Annotated in this window: 12 protein-coding genes; 4 read left to right on the forward strand and 8 right to left on the reverse strand. The window is 53.8% G+C overall.

Features of this window, described 5'->3' with window-relative positions; genetic code table 11:
* Positions 1-82 precede the first annotated feature (82 nt).
* Together LMH93_RS28085 and LMH93_RS28090 are read right to left on the reverse strand one after the other, a co-directional pair.
* On the reverse strand, positions 83-1267 hold the full coding sequence (locus tag LMH93_RS28085; protein ID WP_175442732.1) for a hypothetical protein: 1185 nt from the start codon (positions 1265-1267) through the stop codon (positions 83-85).
* Positions 1268-2092: 825 nt separating this feature from the next.
* A complete protein-coding gene (locus tag LMH93_RS28090; RefSeq protein WP_023383801.1) occupies positions 2093-3055 on the reverse strand; it encodes a tetratricopeptide repeat protein in 963 nt (320 codons plus the stop codon).
* A 48-nt stretch (positions 3056-3103) separates the two neighbouring features.
* On the opposite strand from LMH93_RS28090, the gene LMH93_RS28095 reads away from it, so the two are divergent.
* Genes LMH93_RS28095 through LMH93_RS28110 form a run of 4 tightly spaced genes read left to right on the forward strand, consistent with a single transcriptional unit; the run spans position 3104 to position 5984 of the window.
* Positions 3104-3535, forward strand: a complete 432-nt coding sequence (locus LMH93_RS28095) for a lytic transglycosylase domain-containing protein (RefSeq protein WP_023383800.1) — start codon at positions 3104-3106, stop codon at positions 3533-3535.
* Positions 3536-3814: a hypothetical protein gene (locus tag LMH93_RS28100; protein ID WP_023383799.1), complete on the forward strand. Its 279-nt coding sequence runs from the start codon at positions 3536-3538 to the stop codon at positions 3812-3814.
* A gap of 9 nt (positions 3815-3823) precedes the next feature.
* Positions 3824-5458 carry a GspE/PulE family protein gene (locus LMH93_RS28105; RefSeq protein ID WP_023383798.1) on the forward strand — a complete coding sequence of 545 codons (1635 nt, stop codon included), beginning with the start codon at positions 3824-3826 and terminating at the stop codon, positions 5456-5458.
* A complete protein-coding gene (locus LMH93_RS28110; RefSeq protein WP_224459421.1) occupies positions 5364-5984 on the forward strand; it encodes a thiol:disulfide interchange protein DsbA/DsbL in 621 nt (206 codons plus the stop codon). Before LMH93_RS28105 ends, LMH93_RS28110 begins: the two co-directional genes overlap by 95 nt.
* 192 nt (positions 5985-6176) lie before the next feature.
* On the opposite strand, the gene LMH93_RS28115 is transcribed toward LMH93_RS28110, so the two are convergent.
* The 6 genes from LMH93_RS28115 to traC all read right to left on the reverse strand — a co-directional run bounded on the left by LMH93_RS28115 (position 6177) and on the right by traC (position 16480).
* Positions 6177-10373 carry a conjugal transfer protein TraG N-terminal domain-containing protein gene (locus LMH93_RS28115; protein ID WP_023383796.1) on the reverse strand — a complete coding sequence of 1399 codons (4197 nt, stop codon included), beginning with the start codon at positions 10371-10373 and terminating at the stop codon, positions 6177-6179.
* 9 nt (positions 10374-10382) lie between these two features.
* On the reverse strand, positions 10383-11822 hold the full coding sequence (locus LMH93_RS28120) for a conjugal transfer protein TraH (RefSeq protein WP_224459420.1): 1440 nt from the start codon (positions 11820-11822) through the stop codon (positions 10383-10385).
* A gap of 11 nt (positions 11823-11833) precedes the next feature.
* Complete coding sequence (gene traF / locus LMH93_RS28125) at positions 11834-12805, reverse strand: conjugal transfer protein TraF (protein WP_082412208.1); 972 nt, start codon at positions 12803-12805, stop codon at positions 11834-11836.
* Between the two features lie 29 nt (positions 12806-12834).
* Entirely contained in the window at positions 12835-13398 is a 564-nt protein-coding gene (locus tag LMH93_RS28130; RefSeq protein ID WP_041925802.1) for a S26 family signal peptidase, read from the reverse strand.
* A gap of 4 nt (positions 13399-13402) precedes the next feature.
* Positions 13403-13867 carry a hypothetical protein gene (locus tag LMH93_RS28135; RefSeq protein ID WP_023383792.1) on the reverse strand — a complete coding sequence of 155 codons (465 nt, stop codon included), beginning with the start codon at positions 13865-13867 and terminating at the stop codon, positions 13403-13405.
* A 180-nt stretch (positions 13868-14047) separates the two neighbouring features.
* Positions 14048-16480 (reverse strand): type IV secretion system protein TraC, encoded by a 2433-nt coding sequence (gene traC, locus LMH93_RS28140; protein WP_054893906.1) that lies wholly within the window; start codon positions 16478-16480, stop codon positions 14048-14050.
* Positions 16481-16525 lie beyond the last annotated feature (45 nt).

Below are 16525 nucleotides of genomic sequence, written 5' to 3' on the forward strand. Positions count from 1 at the left end.
TGATCTGCGGGCTTCTGATTCATAAGCATACGTTTGGTCGGGTTACATGCGCTGATACGCGGGGTAGTTCAGTGGTGAGGGTTTATAGCGAACGTTGTTCATACGATGAGCACTGATCAACCCAAGTTTCCTCGCATTCTGGAGGGCACTGTTGGTGCGCTGTGATATAAACCATCCCATAGCCTGGGCCTTTACCATTGAGAACTTTAATATTTATAACGTTCGAGCCTTCTCGCAAATATGGAATCAAGTCGATATGCTCGCTTGTTTTGAGATTATTGCCAGTCTCTGCTTTGTAGTGGTCGGCGGGATTGTCACTCCACCGAGCATGAGGAGGGCTGTAATTGGTGTCTTGAACCAGCTTAGTGGCATTCGCGTTCCAGCCTCCAAATGCACGGCCGTGTACACCAATAAAGATGCCATTGACTGCAATGCCTACATAGTTGTCGGAATGTATGGCGTTGATGAAGAACTCATCGACACGGTCAAGCCCTGCGATGGAAAAGTTAAAGTCTGCTTCTGTCACTTCATTGATGGCCGTGACGTTATTGACGATCGTCAGGGCAGAGCCGACCAGAGTAAACTGATAGGCGCCATTACTGATCGTTGCGGAGTTTACGGCGATGCCTGATCCTGTGCAGCCTGCGATTGGGGGTTGGCAGGACAGCACAAGGTACTTGTCGCACGATACCGTTTCTAGTGCGTTCTGGGTGACATTGCATTGGAAGTTGGCCTTTGTGTCAACGTCCACAACCTGGCCCATTGAACAGATTTTTTGATCGCTGAGGTTGTACTCGTTGCACACTTCTGTTGAGTAAATGTCTGGCGTAGTAGTCGTCTTCGTGCCGCAGCTCTCAGTGATCTCATCGGGTTTTGCATTATTGATGATTTCGCCAATGCCACTGATTATCGGATCATTTTCGTCGACATCAACTTTAACGCGTTCATATGGGTTCTTTGCTAGGAAGTTTACTGCATCACACTCTTGATTCGCGATCGCATCAGGGCCGTCAGCTTCAGTTTTACAACTATTGATGCGGCTTGTACCAACAGTGAAAAGTGAGCTGCTGCCAAATTGAGAGGATTGCGATGGTGTGTCAGTGTAAAAAGGCATCGATTTAGCGTTAGCTGAAGTCACATTAGAGGAGAGTTTACCTAAAGTTGATTTTCCAAGTTCGGTACCTTCCGAGTGCGGGTCGGCTAAAGCACCAACGGCTACGGCCAATAACCCCGCCAGAGTTAGCACCCGTTGTTTTCCTTTTTTCATCCCATTCACCTTGCTATCGGATGCTGGATGGTGAGGACTTCCTTTCCAGCATGACTGCGACAATGCGGACCCAACAGGCCATCTCGTACCAATTCGCTACCCCTGCCCACGGCCCGGTTGAGATTGCTTGGCCTCTTCATGTACCGCACTTGATTCAATGTCAGATCGGCCTGAGCATTGTCGAAATTTAGAAACGCCGATCGCATGACACATGGTTGCGTACATCGTCTGCGCATGACACATAAGCATAATACTGTCAGTATTGAAAGCGCTTTTCATGGGATTTCATTAGCGCGAGGGATGATGGATGGTTATGGAGCGATACAGTGCTCTGGAGAATTTTTTGCTGGCAAGCCCTGGGGGTTACCTGGTGCCAATGCTTGTGATGGCATTTGTCGTGCGAATGCTGCCACCTCGATCCCTTGCAGCGTCTCTGCTCAGGGCGGTTGGTGTTTTCAGCCATGAACTCTTCCATTTCGCGGTGGGCTACCTCACAAGGGCTAGGCCCATTGGAATGACCCTGATACCTCGGCGAGAAGGAAATCAAATTATCCTTGGGTCCGTGGAGTTCGAGCGCCTGACATGGGCGAATGCTTGGGCTACCGCTCTTGCACCCTTGTTAGCTCTGCCAGTCCTCTATGCGCTCGCCTCATGGCGCACCACGAATCAGGTAGGGGGACTGGCTTTTGAGGACCTGGCCTGGTGGATTCTCGCAGGTCCCATTGTCTTGCACTGCTGGCCATCGAGGGCAGACTGGCGGATAGCCCTCATCTCGTGGCCGATAGTGGGGCTAGGTCTGCTATCTACAGCTCTGTACGTATGGACTCACGACTTGTCGTTTCTGTTGGCCTGGAGCAGCGTGGCGTCGTAGTCAGGACGCTTCATGTGTTTGTGTGTCAATAGCCAGTTGGTTGCGAAGCTGGTTGCGTCATTCTGTTCTTTGGCGGTCAGTCCGAAGGACGACATTCCCGCTGAGTTCATGCCCGGTTTTCCCTTGTTCAGACCGACGTAGATCATCCACCAGGATGCGGCCATCTTCACGTTTTGATTCATCCCCTGGCCATTTTTGTACATCGCAGAGAGGATGGCGGGTGCATTCGGTTCGCTTGCTTGCGCTGCCTTCGTCAGCCAGTTGTATGCCTCTTGGTACCCCCCGCGTTCGTAGAGCATCCGCCCAAGTAGGTAGTAGGCTGTCACGTTGCCACGGTTGGCGCCCTCATTTGCCCATGTCCAGGCTTTGTCATGGTCGCCTTTGTTGAGGTAGTAGAGCGACAGGCGGACAGCTGCAAGATCGACAGACGCGTCCTTTACTGACGACTCAAACATCTCCATCGCCTTGGTCTCGTCCTTCGGTACACCGCGGCCAAGCAAAGTAAGTACTGCCAGGTTGTACCGAGCAAGGGGGTAGTCAGAGCTGGCGGCAGAGAAATATGCTGCAGCGGCGGCGCTGTCTTTTTTGACCCCTTCACCGTGATCCAGCAGATAGCCCACTACGTTCTGTGCTCGGCTATTCCCGCCTTGGGCGAGCTCGAAGAGCTTCGGCAGTGCAGCTTTGTCCCCAGCTTTGTAGGCTGCCCAAGTCCGAAGTACTTCGCCACCCTCCCGGGCGGTTGAAAGGAGGCCCTTCATAGCAGTGGAGATGTCTGGGAGGTCGGCGCCCCCTGCTGCTGCTTCGTTGCTGAAGTATGCAGCTGCTGACGTGTCTTGGGCGCTGCTTGCAGCACAGGTGAGGCTCACGAACGCTAGAGGGAGCGCCAACAGGATCGGCAGTCGATTCAGTGAATGCATTAGCGGATACACCTTGTTTATTGGTACGCGTAATGTATTCTCTAGCGCATGAAAAAACTATCCCTCCCTTTTCTCCTGATAGGTGCATTGGCCTGGCTTCCTACGACCTCCCACGCGGACTGCTTCGCCGAGGCGGCTGCGCGATATAGGGTCAGCGAGAAGCTACTCCGCGCCATTCAGGTCACCGAGAACCGACCGGGCAAAGCAGACGTAGTGAGCCAAAAAAATAGCGATGGGACCTGGGATATCGGATTGATGCAGATCAATTCCTCTTGGCTTCCAAAGCTATCGAAATACGGTATTGGTGAGAAGGAGCTGTTAGATCGCTGTGTTAGCGCGAATGTCGGCGCCTGGATCCTAGCAAGTAACATCGCTTCACACGGCCATGTTTGGAAAGCGGTTGGCGCATACAACAGCCCTAATGAGAAAAGTCAGCGGATTTACATTCAGAAAGTCATGAATAACTACGGTGGTTTGTAAATGAAACAGCTATTCAGCAGTTTTTTTGCTGTTCTTCTATTTGGCTGGATTTTGTACACGGTATCCCCGGAGGAACCGTGTGAACGCGTCGAGCGTGGCGCTTTACCGGTCCGAGTTGTTTTTGATGCAGTTCGTTGGGCAGGTACGAACTACCTTAGTACAGATTCGCGTATTGACTTGTTGATTTGGAGCATTGCGGCTGATAAATCCGTGCAAAGTTTCATTTCGCGCTTGTTCTATGGCCCAGAACTCAACTGCACTACCGGCCAGGCTAAATAGGAGCTGACTGTGGCAAAGGAACCAGATCTTTTTATTTACAACTCCCCGGCAGATAAACCGGCGGCAACCTATTTGAACGACTTGTTCAGGATGGCCGCCGAGAATAAAGTCCCGGACATTCACTTCCAGTGGGTTCAAGGTCACGTGCATATTCAGCTACGGCAAGACGGTCAGCTGAGGCATTTTGAAACCGTAGAGCCTGCTATGGGAAAAATGATCGATACGAAAATTCGATCGCGGGCCACCATGGACCTCTCGCAGCATCAAATCCCCCTCGATGGTCGTATCGGATTGCGATACCCGGGACTGGAGTTGGAGGTCCGTGTGAGCTTGGTTCCAAGTCACAATGGGCAAAAAATCGTATGCCGGTTGCTCGACCAAGAAAACGCGTCGATGAGCCTTGACCGAATTCGAATGCCGCCTCTGGTCGAGCACGCATTCCGCGAGATGATCAACGAACCTCAAGGGCTGATCCTTGTCACCGGCCCAACCGGCTCAGGTAAAACCACGACACTGTACGCAGCACTCAATGCCATCAACGACGGTACGCTCAACATCTGTACTATCGAGCATCCGGTTGAGTATGTAGTTAAGGGCTTTGTCCAAATCAACGTAACGCCCCAGCTCAGTTTCGCATTGGGTCTACGGGCCCTGTTGCGTCAGGATCCGGACGTTATTCTGATTGGTGAGATTCGTGACCAGGAAACCGCACAGATTGCCATTCAGGCTGCAAACACCGGCCACTTGGTCTTTGCCACATTGCACTCCAATAGTGCAGCACAAGCTGTACCTCGCATCGTTGATCTTGGGGTCGATGCCCAAACACTTGCGTCTGTACTCATTGGTGTGATTGCTCAGCGACTTGTGCAGACTCTTCGGACTGATATAGAACACGAATGGCTACCTATTAATGACGTAGAGCGCATGTGGTTGAAAAAGAATGGGCTGCCGCCTGTCACAGGCAATATTCCATTTGCGCCTTCGAAAGATTCGTTTTCAGGTAAATGCCCCATCATTGAGCTTATTAGATCAGACAGATCAGTGCGTGCAGCCATTATCGGTGGCGGTGGAGAGATGGCTGTGTTGAACGCTGCTGCACGGCAGAGCCAATTCGACACATTAGGCCAATCCGCTGTGCGGATGGTAACTGATGGCTTGACAACCTTGGGACGGGTACGGACCTTAATTAAAGATGATTCTGTGAAGCCAGCGGTTAGGCGCATCGGTGATGTTCTAATCGCTCAGGGCCTCATTACCTTTACGCAGGCAAATCAGGCAGCTGAACTTCAGCTGCGGTGTACGATTGAAGGCAAGGTCAAAAAGTTCGGGCAAGCCCTCATTGATCTGGCGCTTGTGTCACAAGATGACGTGGTGAACGCTCTTGGTTACACCGAGGGGGCGGTGGAATTTTTGAATGAGTTGGCCGCGACCCGGAAAATCAACTTCAGGGCACTGAAGGATACTGTCGAGCTGTGGCGCACTGAGCGAAATCAAGAGTCAATCTTCGACATGCTCATCGAGCAGAACCTCATCAGCAAGGAAAGTTTATATGAAGAAGTTTATTGCGCGGATGGCTATGGCAGCCCTGCTGGCAACTCCAGTCCTCTCCTTAGCACAGGAGTCGCTGCCGTCGCTGCCGTATAGAGAGGTTGCGGCCCAGGCTGAAGACAGTCACAAGGTCATCGTGTTCTTTTCCTTTGCGTGTCCAGTCTGTGCTTCATACGATCAGACCTTGGCTCGGTGGGCCAAAACGATGCCGCCTGGCTGGTCCGCTGAGTTCCTTCCCGTAGCGGTCCCCGACAAAGCCAATTACATTGCTGCTCGTGCATTTTTTGCTGTCCAGGATGCAGATCCAGCCCGACTCGACGCATTCATGTCGGCGGCCTATACGTTGATCCAGCAGAATGGCATGCCGATGGAGAGCCCTGATACATGGACGAAAGCTGTAGCGATCTCGAACGTTCAGGGGTTCAACGAAGCCTGGCACAACGTCACTCAGCAGCGGCTGGAGAAGGCTTTTGCCAAGCTCCTCACATATGGAGTTGATGCCACACCTTCCATGGTCATCAATGGGAAGTACGTGATCACACCTGACGATGTTTCCGGCGATAGTGCGCTCTACATGAACCTGGCCAACGGCATGATTTCCAAGGTGATGCTGGAGCAATAACCCAGCCCACGGTTGGTTCTGCCAGGAAAGATTGTCAAAACAGGAAACCCCCGTACCCACGGGGGTTTTGCATTTTGGCGGCCAGCCCGGTGCCAGGGATCCTATCTACAAAGAAGAGCTGTACAGTCCGAAGGCGGGCAGCGTTACAAAAAAGAAAGCCCGGCATAGTCGGGCTTTCTTTTTCAGCTGTAGTTAGCTTTTGCCCCCTCTCGTCGTCGGCGGCTTGGCGTCGTCATCACCCTTGTCTTCCGGGGTAACAACGGTGTTTTCCAGGGTCATCACTCGCGTAACGGGTGCCGGCTTCCCTCCTCCACTGAACGGCGACTCGTAAGCATCCGCAGCTCCCATCATGCCTTCACCGTATGGGCTACCTGACCCATTATCTGAGCCGGACAGTTGTGGCTCACCTGCTGAGAGCCCAGCGCTAGCCTGCGATTGGGCACCAGCAGTCATCAAACCAGCACCCGATGCCGTCATCATTTCGCCCGCTTGTAGTTCAGTGTGGGACTCGGCCATGGCTGGTTGCGAACCCATATGGAGTTGACCGGTGTGAGCGGCGGTGGACGCGTGACCAATGGGCTCCATCAGGTTCTGACTAGTCCCCGCGGTCATGAGCCCCTCACCTGGGGCCGCTCTAAGCTCCCCTGCGTGACCTGTGATCGGTGCAGCCTCGACGCCGGTCAGCGCTGCGGCCGCGACGGGCTGGCTGGCTTGTACAGGTGCAGCGTCCTGACGGATTGGTGCCTGTGCCTCGGCGCTGGTCAGCGCTGCGGCCGCCACGGGCTGGCTGGCTTGAACAGGTGCAGCGTCTTGGCGGATCGGTGCGTTGCCCTCCCCCCCGGCGAGCGCTGCCGCTGCTACAGGCTGACTGCTCTGTGCATGGGGCGCCTCCTGTCGTATTGGAGCTGGTGCTGGGGCAGGCGCTTCAGCGTTTGCATTAATTGGTGTGACCAGTGGCTGGCCATGGGCTGCAGCTTGCGTATTTTCGCCCGGGGCAGCCATCAAGTTGCCTGCGTGTCCGCCCAGGGGAGCAAGAGCGTCGGCGCGCGCCGGCATTGGGGTCACAAGCGGCTGACCACTCTGTGCTTGAGGGCCAGGTGTGGCGCCATCACTCTGGAGCATTGAGCGCACACTTGAGCCGGGCTCAAAGCGCTCAGGCTTGCCGTTGGCGGCCACATCAGCATTGTAGTTGTCTGCCATGTGATCGGAAGCGATCATCATCCCTGGAACAACCGAAACGTTGCCAGCAAGCTTGGTGGCGGCTGCGGCCTCGCGGCCAGCAGTCTTCGCAGTAGCTGCAGCGGCTTTCGCAGTTTCAGCAGCTTCTGCCACATGTTCGGCGTTCACGACCCGCGAAGCCTGGCCTTGGCCACGAAGCAGCGCAGGTACCTCGTGCCCAGCTGCATTGACCACGCGTGCAGCCTGAGCAACTTCGGTACCGGCTTCAGCTGCTTTCAAGGCAGTTTCAGCGCTGCGTGCTGCCAGAACCGCTCTTGTCGCTTGAGTCCCTTTGATAGCTGCTCCACCCCATCCTGCGCCTGGCACAAACATAGTCGCTGCCGTAACGGCCATCGCAGTTTTAGGGTTTTCTTGCTCCCATTGCTGCTCGGCCTGGCCTACGCCGACCATGGTGTTCGTGATTGGCTTGACCGACATTGTGTCGCGGATCTGCTCAGGGGAAAGGGTAGTGTCCGCATTTTCGAGTGCTGTTTTACCCGCCCGCATCTGCTCTTGAGCTTTGGCATGGCTGCTTGGCATTTGCGACGATACATAGGTCTCGCGGTCCTCGTAGGAACGGTATGGATCCATTCCAGATGCGACTTCCCTGAGCTCTTGTGGTTGTGGAGCACCAGTAGGGCCGACCTGATTCGGATTGACCCCGGGAACATTGGTCGACGGGTTGCCGATGTTAGCGCGAGAAACCTGACCGGCTGGGTTGTCACTGACCTGGGCTGCTCGCCCACCTACGCCTTGGAATTTGGCCGCATCACCTTCGCTCGGCCCACCCACAACGTTTCCAGTCATAGCCGAAATGACATTCGCGAACTCTGTGTCCGCCCCAATGGACTTGAGGGCCCACAGCTGGGCTGACTCACGAGCGCCAACCATGCCAGTGGATTGCTGGGCATAGCGGGTTTCAAGCTCGGGGAATTTCTTGTTGAATTCACTGCGCTGCGAATCGCTGAGCCCGGCGATTGCCTGATTGAGCGCCTGCATCCCCTGCTGCGATCGGGTGAGATTCCCGCCGGTGGTCTCCTCACTGATCTTCGCGTTTGCGGAAACGCCGGCCTCCGCTGATGTAGCTTGCTGGAAGCGATTGAACGACGATTGGGTGTCGGCGGTGGTTGCACTCAGACGTCGACCCAAGGCGTTTTCAGTTGCGGCTTCTCTGCCAGTGCTATGAGAGAACGTATCAGCAACTGAGGCCTTCCACCCGGACATGTCACTTTCATTTTTGGAGATCTCTGAACCAAACTGGGATGCAATGGTTGAGGCCTGAGACTTGGTCATATCTTTCCCAGTGGCGTTCTGAATGCCAGCAGAAACACCGCCGAAGATACCGCTGAAACCCACCTTCGCGTCGAACGCCTCTTTGAAGGAATTCATCTCCTTCCCAGTGAACCCCAAGGCCTGACCAATGCTATCCCCCAGCTTCATCGCCTGCTGGGAAATATTGCTGTGCTGGCGATCGAGCGATTGCATGCGCTGATCTGTCCAGCTGTCACCGGATTTGTAGGAGGACATTTGGCGCAGTGAGGCCTCGACAGCTGAGGAGCTCTCGCTGCGCTTAGAATGGTCGGAACCGAAGGCACTCTGGGTGGAAGTGCTTAGCGTGTTTTTTAGATCCGCCGTGTTCCAGTTGGCGCCATTGAGTGACAGACCGTTATTTACACTGCCGGAATGTTCTGACTGGTACTGGTTACGGCTTGCCACATCGACATGTGCCCCATTTTTTACAAGATCAGGAGACTGAAGTTTCTCGTCATTGTGGTCGCGCCCCGACCAGCGGCTGGCAAGGCTTACCATGCCGTAAGCAGTCAAGCCAAGCATTGCTGCAGAAATGAGTGGTGTGGCGGCCAGCATATCCGATGCGATACCCAGCCTAGTTGCAAGAACATCGTAATAGACCGCCTTCATGTTGCTCGGTACTAGGCCAGCTTCTGTGAACTCAGTCAGTTTCTCTGCGACATCGTTTTGGATGTACATCTGAATCACAGCGGAAAATGGCAGCCAGGAAGTAGTCCATATCCCGAACCCCAGAAACTTTACATACATCATCAGCGATCCAGCCCCTTTAAACAGGCTGTAAATGATGACGATGGGCGCGAAGCCGAAGAAGAGAATCTGAAGGAAGACCATTGTCGGTGTCATGATCTTTGCAAAGAAACTGCCAGACGCCGCAGCATCGGAGCGGAACTGCTCGTCTTGCTGAGTCAACGATGTCATACAAAGATTGAAGCTGTTTTGATCGGAAACGCTATCTAGACAGTTGTATGTCCCTACTACAGAGTTGTAGAACAGCGCGTTCACCATGAAATCATCAGCGCTTTGAGCGGCAGACCACAGCGAAGGCACCAGGTTGGTAATTGCAGCACTAACATCGTCAGGCGTGTAAGCACTGCCCGAAGGGCTCTTAACCTTCATGCCGGCATTGATCATTTGTTTCGCGGCTGCGGAGGATGGGAACGCATCAACCTTGAGTGCTATCTTGGTCTGTGCTTCCTGGCAAGAAAGAGCGGAGCCTCCAATATTGACGTTATCCCAATAGGTGGTAAGGCCCGTGCCGCGGGAATGGCCTAATACATAAGAAACAATATTTGTGGATTTTTGGAAATCCGCAATGCTGAATGTCGTTGAGCCAGGAACACAGTCGATAATGTATTGTTTCAAGCTGGCCACAAGGTACGGGTCAACATTCTCCACACCCTTGCGCAGTGTAAGAAGCAGTTTCAACGGAGTGACAAAGCCATTCTGAGTGACGGCCATGTAACTCCCTGAGGTGCTTTGGTAGGCTGTGTTGATTTTTTCAAACAGTCCGTACATTGTCGTTGTGAACAAGCTGGCTGGTGCCGCGATTACAAGGGGGACGTTATCAACCTTGTTGACCGTCCCTGTGTAGATATCCTCGATCTTCACATCGGCCTTAATGGTGCAACACGCAACCATCATGGCGAAGCCAAACAGGCCACCCACAGGTCCGTTTGCAGGGATGAACTGTTCCGAAGCGCCTTTCTGAATTACAAACATAATTCCTGAGATCAGCGCAATGAACCCACCAACGAGGTACACGCCAGTCATGAAACCCTTGGCGTTGAATATCATCGCTACGCTGTTGAGCGTATTGTAAAAAGTCGAAACATCACCTAGTACAAATACAGTGAAGTCCATAATATATCCCTAGAGGCCCGGCTTAACAAAGATCGCTGGGTTGCTGGTTAAAATCATCTTAATCCACTGCTCGGTAGCAACAACCCTTGGTTGGAAGTTTGCGTCCTCCGCCCTGATGGCTGCGAGCTCCTGAACGAGCTTGTTAATGTTCTGGTCAACAAAGTCAGGTTTGATGCCTTTAACTCCGTTGAATGTCTGGTTCGCTGCATACAGAGCAGCCTCACCATATTTCAGGGCCAGTTCATTTGCGATGATTGGCGCCATTTGTTCCGCAACACCCTGAATTGCCCCAGGGAATTGCTGTACCTTTCTAATCAAGGCAAGCGCAGGTGTTTTGACAGAGTTGATGAACTGTTTTTGTGCTGCAGTGAAGTCGCAAGAGTTACTGGTGCAGTTTGTAAGCTTGCCTACAATCGAAGTGCTAGCTGTACCACTTGTCGCGCCTTGTGCGTAGCCGAACAGCATTTTGTTGGTGTAGCCCAAGGTGCCATCAAAGCTCAATGTCTTATTGGGGTTGATGCTAGTGCACTTGTTGCGGTCGTACCCGTTGTCGCAATGCAGGAGTTTAAGCGGCGTACTGTTGGAACTTGAGCCGTTTTTGAAATTCATCAGTGTCAAGGTTGGGCTATAAATTTGACCAACCTTAGGCTTTTCAGAACCGTCAGAGTTTTTCGAGGAGCTGTCCGGCGCAGTCATAACTACTGCGCCAATCATGCTCATCACAACTTCGTTAGCGAGATTGCTGTCAGCTTCGCCAGTGTCGGGGTTACCCAGGTATTGGCCTGATGAGGTGTCGGTAAGGGCTTTCCAAACAGGGTTGCCGCACTCCTCGCAGCTTCCGTCATTGGTGCCTTTGTCAGAACTGCTGTTCGGAGAGCTGAATAGATCTGTCAAACCAGCGAACAGATCAGAGAAGGAGCCAGTTGCTGCCGAGGCCGCCGTCGATGCCTGGTCAACCATCTCTTTTCGAGCTGATGGATCTGTGAACGACTTGACGATGGAGTTCGCCACAGCGCATGTGTTCTTCATCATCTGGTTCAGGGCTTGCAGCTTATTCTGGAAGTCCTGCATCAGCTTGCCCAGAGCCGGGTTGATAGCGTCAATGGCGGCTTTGAACGCAACCCCAACAGCGTTCGCTGCGATTTGGCGGAACAATGCAACCAGGGCGTCTGCGTTGATGAACGAGAATGACCCCGCGAACATATCAATCCCGCCGCAACCGGCCGAGAATCGAGGCGGGTCGAAAGCAACCAGGTTAATGTTACGAACCGGGCTTCGAAGGGCTGCGCCACCGCCTACCATGCCGCCGCGGCTTTGGCTTGTGAAGGCGCCCGCGCTGGTGCTGTTCGACATGAACATGCCGTCAAGCGCATCAGCAAGTCCAGCTGATGCAGGTGCTGAAACCATGGTAAGTGTTGCCACCAGTAATAACGATACCAGCTGTTTCAATATATTCCGCATTATTGTTGCCCCCCTTCGTAGCGGCCTTCCAGTTTGTCCTTCAGGTATTTAACCCACTGCTTTGGATCATCACTCGCACCCTTTTGAGTGTCTTCGTTGGTCAAGACGCCTCGATCATATGTATTGATTTTCTGTGCAATGTCTTTCGGCAATAGATTGTTGCTGTCAGCTGCAATGATGATCCGCTCTGCGAGCTGGTCTTGGGCCATCATCCCTTGCGATACGATGTAGTAGTTGTTCGGAGGAACAACGAGAACTGTAGTTGGCGTGATGCGCAGGTTCAGAATGCTCGCTTGCCCGGTGTTTTTCTCAAATTCCGTTACATTCGGTAGAGGTTTGCCATCCATGGAAATGAATTTCGTGACAAATCCATACTCCTTGGCCAGTTTCTGAACGGTGTTCACTTGAGGTCGGCAGAATTCACACTTCGAATCGAAGAAAACCCACAAGCCGCCCACGGTCGCGACATGTTTTAGTGCCTCAGTTACACCGGCCTGAGCATTCCTCAGGAAGAATGGTTTCGTGTAAGTTGCGATAGGGACTCGGTTGTTCTCGTCCAGGAATGGATCGGCGGCCACAACACGGGTTGTCATCTCTGCATAGCGCTGGGACTTGTCCATGGCCACGCGCTGCGCGTAGAGATACGCCTCAACGTTTTCCTTGCTAGGGTCGTCGATCGCGGCGTCCAACAGCTTCGGCATGTTTTCGCGCAGCCACGAAACAGAAAACGGGTGAACTGTCGGTTCTTTGGAGTCAGGTTTTTCGCTGGGAGCTTTGGGCTCTTGACGGATTAATGGCGGAGGCGGTGCAGTCTCTTTTGGATCTTTGTAGAAAAACCACCCCTCAGCTTTGCGCTCGATGAACCTCGGAGATCCGCTGTCGACATCCGCATAGACAACACTGGGCAAGGCGGCGATAGACAATAGCGCCGATACTAGAATGTTTTTTAGTAATCCTTCACGCGTACGCATACGCTTGAGTCGTTCGAATGGAGCTTTCATCAGATGATGGGCCCTACCTTGCCAATGATCAGCTTCGAATCTAGGAAGCCCCAGTAGCGGCCGTCATAGCTCCTTGGCTCAGTCCCAATGACCAGAATCTTGCCGGCCGGTACTGTCATGACACGGTCGAAATCGCCGGACTTCTTGCCCAGCTTTTCGATAAGGTCCAGCTCACCGATCAGTCGATCGCCGATGTAGGCGACGTTGTTCTTCACGACCAGCTTGTCACCCGGGAGGCCTGCGACCATCTTTCCAACGGTCTTCCCTTCGAAGTGCTCGCCCATGAGGCCGCCTTTCGGCACGAATGCGACGAAATCACCCCGTTTGAGGTCAGCAGGCTGGCCATAAGTGATCATGTACAGGCGCCAGGGCAGGCAACGGACTGACGCAAGATCAACACCGATCCGGTAGTCCTGGCGAAACGTCGTAACGGCCGCAATTGCAACGATGAACGCAGCGGCGATACCTATGAGCGAGTTTCGAAGAAATCGAAGCCGTGCTTTGTCTGTCCGAAGGGTTTTGAGCGGGGACACCAGTCGAGACGCCAGTGCTTTAGAGTTCATGCGATCACTCCAGCTCAAGGCCAAGGTGCTGTGCAACCTGGCCGGTAACGTTCAGCCCCGCGGGTGCGTTTAGGGCTACCGATGAGTTGATCACCAGCACCCCTGAATCTGTGTACCCCTTCAGTACATTTTGAAGTTCTGTCACGAATGCAAGGCCGTCGGCTTGCGCTTGCTCAGGGCTTAAGCCGGCCTTATCGAGAGTACGCTTCATCTGCGCATTGGCGAGCTTGGTGCCATCAACCAGCACTACCTGTGCTCCCGAACTGAGGTTCTGCCCGGCGAAGTGATAAGCCATGAAGCTGGTGAAGCCGGATACAGCGAGAGCCACGAAGGCGCATGTCAGAAAGGAAACCCCTGCAGGTGCTTGCTGGGCTTTGCCACCCTGTGCTGGCTTAGTCCTTACCTGGTCATCATCAGGGCGGATTTGCTCCCCTGGCTGTTGTTGTTGGCTATTCGCTGTATCAGTCATCGTGGCGTTCCCTAGTAGCGGTGGAAAGAGGTAGCGCTCAATGCGCAGTTATTTTTGCAAGCATAACACGTAGCACTACGACAACAGTATCAGTTTGCCGCAATAAAAAGCCCGGCGCATGGCCGGGCTTTTTATTGCAGTGGTGGTGATGGTGCAGGTGCTGACTGCTTGCTGGCCTGATTACGCCGCAGAGCTCTGGCGGGCCATGTAATTGTTCACTGCCTCTACCGCATCGACCCCACGGTCAAGATCATCAAGAATCTCGTTGCGGGCTGCCCCTTTCGAGGAGAACGTCACGTTGTGGAACTCATCCACAACAAGGCGCACGATGCCCCAATCGGTTTCGCTACGCTTGACCATAATCTCGCTGTACTTGCCGGGCATGGTGTGTACCGTCTTCAGCATGTGAGCCCCGTAAGGTTCGATCTTGAACTGCTTGCTGTCGATGGCCGAGTCGATCGATTCGGACTTCTGCTGCAGGATGAACTGCCAGGCCGAGTTTGCGGCGATTGCCTCGGTGTTTTTCGACGCATAGACGTCGCCAATAGCCTGCGTTACTACCAGCACCGCACCATCTTCTTTCCGCGCTTTGCGGTAAGCAGCAACCATGGCCTTGGCCATCATTGGATCGTCGAGCATCTCCCAGGCCTCATCGACGATGAGGATTTTCTTCCGGCCTCGCTCACCCAGCTGCGCCTTGTACATGTCGTGGTTGATGCGCGAGATCAACTGCAGGAGGACCACCTGCTGAAGAGCTGGGCGCCCCTTCAGATCGCTCAGCTCCATGCAGATGAACGCGTTGCTCATGTCCAGGTTGTTCTCACCATCGAACCATTTGGTGTACTGACCACCGGCAAACGGGAACAGCTGGCGGCCCAAGCGCCGGCACTCTTCGTCATCCGATTGATTGATGAACCAGTCTGCAACAGCGGTGATATTTGCGGCGTTGCCGAACTTCTCCCAGGTACTGGTAATGGCCTGCTCGACACGGGACAGCTGGTAATCGTTAAGCGTGTCCTCCGGTGCGGCCATTTTGGCGATGGTGGCTTTGAGGATGTCCATTTCCTCGTGCAAGTCTTCAACATGCGTGAACGGGTTCAGGCATACATCCGACTCAGGCTTGAACTCGATGAATTCGCCACCAACCATCTTGCACAGCTTCAGGTAACTCCGGCCGGCGTCGATCACCCACAATTTTGCGCCTGCAGCGAGGTAGTCGGCGGCGATTTTCTGTGTGAAGAACGACTTGCCAGCGCCGGCCTCAGCAAAAATGATCCCGCTGTAGTTGGTACTCGACTCGTACAGATCAACCAAAGCAGGCTGGCCACGGCGCGTGAGCAGCAGCATTGCCCCACCCATGCCGCTACCTGTCCATTCGCCGAGTATCGGTAGGAACTGACAGGCATGTCGCACTGCCATCGTATGGAAGCGATAGAGGTTCTTGACGCCTTCATTGGACGTATTGAGTGGCAGCAGGTTGTTCCAGAGAGCTTCAAGGATGCGCCTGTCTTCCCGGAGCTCGAAAGCCAGAGAGGTGTAGTAAGCCTGCAGGCCCGCGGACAACTTGTTCAGGCGCTGCTTGTCACGCGAGAACAGGAAAATCGTAAAGTTCACCTCAACGATGATCGCACCCTTGCCGTCGATCTCATGAACCAGGGTGTCGATGCCCTTTTTCTTGTAGCTGAGGATGGGTATCAGGTGAGCTGTGGGCCCAAAGACCTGGTGGTTGATGATCGAGGACGTTTGCTTGACTTCGTCCTTCTTCACGACCTGGTCAGGGTAGTGGATGGTCAGCACCATGTAGTACGGGTCGGTGATCTGGTTCGAAAGCCCGTTCGGGTCGCCGATCATGTGGTTCATGATTGCGAGGCTGGTTTTCTGAGGGAAGTGTTTGACACTCAGCGCTTTCGCATAGTGGGCGCCGTCATTGAAATTGATGGTCGACGGGTCATCGTAGTTGATGGAGTCGCCAGGGTAGTAGACCTGGTCCTTGATCAGTTGATCTTCATCGTAGTGCGACCGAGGAGCATCCCACAGCTTCGTGAGGATTCGCATGAGCACCAGATAGCCAACTGCATCGAGCTGGAACAGATTCAGCGACGCTGCTTTGAGCGCTTCCGTGACCCGGTCGGCCGATTCTTTCGTCGCCGCGATGTCTGCGTCATCGGGGCTATCGGTGCGGCAAGGGAACTTCACGGTCACGATGACGCGCTGACGATTCAGCATCACACCACTCCGCTGAACCAGCGGATTATCAACGCCACCGTTAATCAGGTTGGCGTGCTGGCGTGAGAGAGCCTTGAGAATCGGGTTCAGCGCTGGCTTGCTGTTCAAATAGGCATCGATGTATTCGCCGACATCGGGGCTTTCAAGCATTGCGATCTGAATGTAGGTGCCTGCCGCGAAGTTCATGCTCAGGGCAGACTGAAGCTTGTCGACGGTCGAGGAGCTGGCGCCTGTCAGGGCGTCAGATACAAAACATGCCCCGAGGTAATGTTCATTCCCGTCGGAGCAAAAGAATACTTTTGAGTCGGGGTCGATAGCCCTGACATTGAGTTTTTTTTGAGGGGTGGATGTTCTATCCCCTTTGAGCGTCGCTTTCGAAGCTGCCATTTCACTGTTCGCCATATGTGGTGGTTGAGTAGGCTTGGAAGGCCT

Origin of the sequence: Pseudomonas sp. CIP-10, assembly GCF_020911845.1 — a bacterium.
GTDB classification, from domain to species: domain Bacteria; phylum Pseudomonadota; class Gammaproteobacteria; order Pseudomonadales; family Pseudomonadaceae; genus Aquipseudomonas; species Aquipseudomonas alloputida.

Coding starts and splice junctions, on each gene's coding strand:
- LMH93_RS28085 (WP_175442732.1), bottom strand. CDS start 1,267: ATGAAAAAAGGAAAACAACGGGTGCTAACTCTGGCGGGGTTATTGGCC.
- LMH93_RS28090 (WP_023383801.1), bottom strand. CDS start 3,055: ATGCATTCACTGAATCGACTGCCGATCCTGTTGGCGCTCCCTCTAGCG.
- LMH93_RS28095 (WP_023383800.1), top strand. CDS start 3,104: ATGAAAAAACTATCCCTCCCTTTTCTCCTGATAGGTGCATTGGCCTGG.
- LMH93_RS28100 (WP_023383799.1), top strand. CDS start 3,536: ATGAAACAGCTATTCAGCAGTTTTTTTGCTGTTCTTCTATTTGGCTGG.
- LMH93_RS28110 (WP_224459421.1), top strand. CDS start 5,364: ATGAAGAAGTTTATTGCGCGGATGGCTATGGCAGCCCTGCTGGCAACT.
- LMH93_RS28115 (WP_023383796.1), bottom strand. CDS start 10,373: ATGGACTTCACTGTATTTGTACTAGGTGATGTTTCGACTTTTTACAAT.
- traF (WP_082412208.1), bottom strand. CDS start 12,805: ATGCGTACGCGTGAAGGATTACTAAAAAACATTCTAGTATCGGCGCTA.
- LMH93_RS28130 (WP_041925802.1), bottom strand. CDS start 13,398: ATGAACTCTAAAGCACTGGCGTCTCGACTGGTGTCCCCGCTCAAAACC.
- LMH93_RS28135 (WP_023383792.1), bottom strand. CDS start 13,867: ATGACTGATACAGCGAATAGCCAACAACAACAGCCAGGGGAGCAAATC.
- traC (WP_054893906.1), bottom strand. CDS start 16,480: ATGGCAGCTTCGAAAGCGACGCTCAAAGGGGATAGAACATCCACCCCT.